The organism is Brenneria sp. L3-3C-1 (assembly GCF_016456245.1).
Lineage (GTDB): Bacteria > Pseudomonadota > Gammaproteobacteria > Enterobacterales > Enterobacteriaceae > Brenneria.
This window is the reverse complement of sequence record NZ_JAEMHF010000025.1, coordinates 1-4390: the sequence shown is the minus strand read 5'-3', so window position 1 is coordinate 4390 and position 4390 is coordinate 1. Positions and strand designations below refer to the sequence as shown.

Here is a 4390-nt window from a genome sequence, read left to right as displayed (position 1 = left end):
TAGACTCAGCGGCATTGACTACGTTGTCAGCCGTAATCGTATCAATAGTAATCGACGCATCCGGCGCCACGGTATCAACCGTGTAACCGCGGCTGGCATCCGCGGTAGCGATATTCCCCGCCGCGTCCGCGGTGGTTACCGTGGCATTAACTGAGGTATTTCCCGCCAGTACGCTGCCGGGCACACTCACGCTCCAGGTCACACCATCGGCATTCACCGTGGTCTGATAGGTCTCGCTGCCGACGGTAACCGTCACTGCATCACCGGCTTGGACGTTATCACCAACCTGACCGGTCACATTGATGGTCTGGTTGGACTCGGCCGCATTCACCACATTATCGGCAGTGATGGTGTCGATAGTTATCGACGCATCCGGGGCAATGGTGTCGACATCATAAGGACGGTTAGCCTCTGCCGTGGTGGTATTGCCCGCCGCATCAGAGGTGGTGACACTCGCCGTAACCGCCGTATTCCCTGCCAGCACGCTGCCGGGGATATTGACACTCCAGGTGCTGCCATCAGCATTCACCGTGGTCTGGTAGGTCTCACTCCCCACGGTGACGGTCACCGCATCACCCGCCCGTACCTGATCGCCGACTTGGCCGGTGACGTTGATGGTCTGGTTGGACTCGGCGGCATTGACTACGTTGTCAGCCGTAATCGTATCAATAGTAATCGACGCATCCGGCGCCACGGTATCAACCGTGTAACCGCGGCTGGCATCCGCGGTAGCGATATTCCCCGCCGCGTCCGCGGTGGTTACCGTGGCATTAACTGAGGTATTTCCCGCCAGTACGCTGCCGGGGATATTCACGCTCCAGGTCACGCCATCGGCATTCACCGTGGTCTGATAGGTCTCGCTACCCACGGTGACGGTCACCGCATCACCGGCCTGCACCTGATCACCCACCTGACCGGTGACGTTGATAGTCTGACCGGACTCGGCCGCATTCACCACATTATCGGCGGTGATGGTATCGATGGTAATTGAGGCATCCGGGGCAATCGTGTCGACATCATAAGGACGGTTAGCCTCTGCCGTGGTGGTATTACCCGCCGCATCAGAGGTGGTGACACTCGCCGTAACCGCCGTATTCCCTGCCAGCACGCTACCGGGCACATTCACACTCCAGCTCGTCCCATCGGCATTGACCGTAGTCTGATAGGTCTCGCTACCCACCGTGACGGTCACCGCATCACCGGCCTGCACCTGATCGCCAACCTGACCGGTCACATTGATGGTCTGGTTGGACTCGGCCGCATTCACCACATTATCGGCGGTGATGGTATCGATAGTTATCGACGCATCCGGCGCCACCGTATCAACCGTATAACCGCGGCTGGCATCTGCCGTGGTGGTATTGCCCGCCGCATCCGCGGTCGTCACCGAGGCATTAATTGCTGTATTGGCAGCTAATACGCTACCGGGGATATTGACACTCCAGGTGCTACCATCAGCATTCACCGTCGTCTGGTAAGACTCGCTGCCCACGGTGACGGTCACCACATCACCCGCCCGTACCTGATCGCCAACCTGACCGGTGACGTTGATGGTCTGGTTGGACTCGGCGGCATTCACCACATTATCGGCGGTGATGGTGTCGATGGTAATTGAGGCATCCGGGGCAATCGTGTCGACATCATAAGGACGGTTAGCCTCTGCCGTGGTGGTATTACCCGCCGCATCCGCGGTCGTCACCGTGGCATTAATTGCTGTATTGGCAGCTAATACGCTACCGGGGATATTCACACTCCAGCTCACCCCATCGGCATTCACCGTGGTCTGATAGGTCTCGCTACCCACCGTCACGGTCACCGCATCGCCCGCCCGCACCTGAGCGCCAACCTGACCGGTCACATTGATGGTCTGGTTGGACTCAGCGGCATTGACCACATTATCGGCGGTGATGGTATCGATGGTAATTGAAGCATCCGGGGCAATTGTGTCGACATCATAAGGACGGTTAGCCTCTGCCGTGGTGGTATTACCCGCCGCATCCGCGGTCGTCACCGAGGCATTAATTGCTGTATTGGCAGCTAATACACTGCCGGGGATATTCACGCTCCAGGTGCTGCCATCGGCATTCACCGTCGTCTGATAAGTCTCACTACCCACCGTGACAGTCACCGCATCGCCAGCCCGCACCTGATCGCCGACTTGACCGGTGACGTTGATGGTCTGGTTGGACTCAGCGGCATTCACCACATTATCCGCGGTGATGGTATCGATGGTAATCGACGCATCCGGGGCCACGGTATCAACCGTGTAACCGCGGTTAGCATCCGCAATGCTGGTATTGCCTGCCGCATCAGATGTAGTGACACTCGCCGTAACCGCCGTATTCCCTGCCAGCACACTACCGGGGATATTCACACTCCAGGTGCTGCCATCGGCATTCACCATGGTCTGATAGGTCTCACTACCGACGGTAACCGTCACCGCATCGCCCGCCCGCACCTGAGCGCCAACCTGACCGGTGACATTGATAGTCTGATTAGACTCGGCCGCATTCACCACATTATCCGCCGTAATCGTGTCGATGGTAATCGACGCATCCGGGGCTACCGTATCAACGGTGTAGGGACGCTCTGCGTTCGCGGTAGTGGTATTGCCCGCCGTATCTGCGGTGGTTACCGTGGCATTAACGGCGGTATTTCCCGCCAGCACGCTACCGGGAACACTCACGCTCCAGGTCACGCCATCGGCATTCACCGTGGTTTGGTAAGTCTCACTGCCCACCGTGACGGTCACCGCATCACCTGCCCGCACCTGATCGCCAACCTGACCGGTCACGCTGATAGTCTGACCGGACTCGTCCGCATTCACCACATTATCGGCGGTGATGGCATCAATGGTAATCGACGCATCCGGCGCCACGGTATCAACGGTGTAACCGCGGCTGGCATCCGCCGTGGTGGTATTCCCCGCCGCATCTGCGATGGTCACAGCAGCGGTAACCGCCGTATTTCCTGCCAGTACGCTGCCGGGAATATTGACACTCCAGGTCACGCCATCGGCATTGACGGTGGTCTGGTAGGTTTCGCTGCCGACAGTTACCGTGATCGCATCACCCGCGCGCACCTGAGCGCCCACCTGGCCGGTCACGCTGATGGTCTGGTTAGACTCAGCGGCATTCACCACATTATCGGCGGTGATGGTATCAATGGTAATCGACGCATCCGGGGCCACCGTATCAACGGTATAGGGACGCTCGGCGTTTGCCGTGGTGGTATTCCCCGCCGCATCAGATGTGGTGACGCTAGCCGTAACCGCCGTATTCCCTGCCAGCACGCTGCCGGGGATATTCACACTCCAGGTGCTGCCATCGGCATTCACCGTGGTCTGATAGGTCTCACTACCGACGGTAACCGTCAATGCATCGCCCGCCTGCACCTGATCGCCGACCTGGCCGGTCACATTAATGGTCTGGTTGGACTCAGCTGCATTGACCACATTATCCGCGGTGATGGTATCGATGGTAATCGAGGCATCCGGCGCCACGGTATCAACGGTGTAACCGCGACTGGCATCTGCGGTGGTGGTATTGCCTGCCGCGTCAGAGGTGGTTACCGTGGCATTAACTGAGGTATTTCCCGCCAGTACGCTGCCGGGAATATTGACACTCCAGGTCACGCCATCGGCATTCACTGTAGTCTGATAGGTCTCGCTACCCACCGTGACGGTCACTGCATCACCGGCCCGCACCTGATCGCCAACCTGACCGGTCACATTGATAGACTGGTTAGACTCAGCGGCATTGACCACATTATCCGCGGTAATGGTATCGATGGTAATCGACGCATCCGGGGCTACCGTATCAACCGTGTAACCGCGGCTGGCATCCGCGGTAGCGATATTCCCCGCCGCGTCAGATGTAGTGACGCTAGCCGTAACCGCCGTATTCCCCGCCAGTACGCTGCCGGGCACACTCACGCTCCAGGTCACGCCATCGGCATTCACCGTGGTCTGATAGGTCTCACTACCGACGGTAACCGTCACTGCATCACCGGCCTGCACCTGATCGCCCACTTGGCCGGTCACATTAATGGTCTGGTTGGACTCAGCTGCATTGACCACATTATCGGCAGTGATGGTATCGATGGTAATCGAGGCATCCGGCGCAACGATATCAACCGTGTAACCGCGGCTGGCATCCGCGGTAGCGATATTCCCCGCCGCGTCAGATGTAGTGACGCTAGCCGTAACCGCCGTATTCCCTGCTAGCACGCTACCGGGAACACTCACGCTCCAGGTCACGCCATCGGCATTAACGGTGGTCTGATAAGTCTCACTACCCACGGTGACGGTCACCGCATCGCCCGCCTGCACCTGATCGCCAACTTGACCGGTCACATTGATAGACTGATTAGACTCAGCGGCATTGACTAC

The 4390-nt window shown here is 58.5% G+C and carries 1 protein-coding gene; it reads right to left on the bottom strand.

Going from position 1 to position 4390, the window contains the following annotated elements:
- The coding region (locus JG725_RS20515) for an S-layer family protein (RefSeq protein ID WP_199379688.1) at positions 1-4390 on the bottom strand (4390 nt) is incomplete at both ends.